The following is a 1,523-nucleotide window of genomic DNA, read 5'->3' as shown; positions in this document are numbered from 1 at the left end:
TACGCGACGGCGGGTAGCGGACCTACATCATGACCGCCAGCCGGATCAACTCAGCCGACGTCTTGAAGTAGCGGACCGGGTTTGGCTGGGGCATCGCCAGGGGCTAAAGGACCACTCCACTTGGCTCATGATGGTTATCTGACACTGCCCCTTTAACCGCTTGGCTTCTGACACCGTCATGCCGCCGAACTTGGTTTTCCAGTTGTAGAAGGTTCCTTCCGACATGCCGTTCAGCGCTACGAACGGTCCACTGGACCATTCGCTTCACGCTTGAACTGCGGCACAGGTCTGCGCACTTTTTAACCTGCTCCGCTACGCGCTCCGCTAGCTAGAATGCCGATGATCTGCTCGTCCGTAAATCTCGTTCCCTTCATTATCCGTCCTCAAGTTGGGGCGGACGCCAATCGATAGTGGAGGAAAAATCCTGTGGCAGGTCAATAGCTCGCCCGACTCCAGCGATATCTTCAGAACAGAAAGTCATCGGCATGTAGGTCCGCTTTCAGTACGCTCTCCAGAACGATCTTGTTGTCCCCCCAAGCGATAACAGCGCTACCCGACACGTCTTCAAGATTATTTGCGACTAGGTCATTGTAAGAGTCGATTTCGCCAGCCAGCGCGCTGAGATCAATTTGGTCGCCATTAGCCGCCCCCAATCCTTGAAAGTCTTTGATGAGGTCCTGCCCAGAAGTCGCGGCGAAGGTGAAGGTGTCGCTATCGCTGCCACCAGTCATGACGTCATTTCCGACGTCACTGATCAGGAAGTCGTTGCCGGCTCCCCCGAATAGCTCGCTTCCTGTCGCGAAGGCTTGGAGGCTGTTTGAGCCGCCATTGCCGTAGATCCCGCTGCCGTCGCTGATTGCTTCGATCGAGCCGCTGAAGATCGCTTCCCGCTGGTCTGCGGTGAAGGTGAAGCCGCTGGCCTCGATCGTGTCCGCTCCACTGCCACCCACAATCTGGAAAGCCGTGGCCAGACTGTTGACCTTGAAGGTCGTGCCAGTCGCGTTCTCGCTGATCACCGAGACCTGCTGAACGTTCATGTCCCTTAGGTCGAGCACTTCGTCGAAGGTACTCATCTTAGAGGTAGAATTGCCCCAAACGTAGGAGACGCTGTCCATCTGCTCGGCATCCACGACCACCTTGCCATCGTAGATGTACAAGTATTCGAAGTTCTTGACCGTGCTGGAGCGGAGGTCGGTCGTGCCGCTGCTGCTGCCGCCAATAGTAAGATAATCAAAACCTGAGCCGCCATCGAGAACGTTGCCGTCGTTCCAGCTACGCACGTTGCCGCTGCTCGGGACGGCGTTGGCATAGACGTAATCCGTCCCCTCGCCTCCCGCGAGCGTCGTCTGCCCTGTGCCGAGGTAGATGTATTTCTGCCCGCTCCCCGTGGTGCTGACGTTGGCGATCTCGTCGGCCCGGAGGAACAGTTGCTGAGATGAGTTCGAGTAGTTGATCATCCGAATCTCTTCAAACCCGGAGAACCCCGCCAGGCTGCCAAGCTGGAACTGGCCTGAGCCGTAGAC

General features: G+C 57.1%; 2 pseudogenes. Both read right to left on the bottom strand.

Features of this window, described 5'->3' with window-relative positions:
• Nucleotides 1-150 precede the first annotated feature (150 nt).
• Nucleotides 151-374: pseudogene (locus tag ACOI1H_RS25520) on the bottom strand (hypothetical protein); the annotation flags it as partial.
• Nucleotides 375-464: 90 nt separating this feature from the next.
• Nucleotides 465-1,523, bottom strand: a pseudogene (locus ACOI1H_RS25515) (hypothetical protein); the annotation flags it as partial.

It is taken from the genome of Loktanella sp. DJP18, from assembly GCF_049310965.1.
In the GTDB taxonomy this organism is placed as follows: Bacteria; Pseudomonadota; Alphaproteobacteria; order Rhodobacterales; family Rhodobacteraceae; genus Loktanella.
This window is presented reverse-complemented; position numbering and strand designations above follow the sequence as displayed.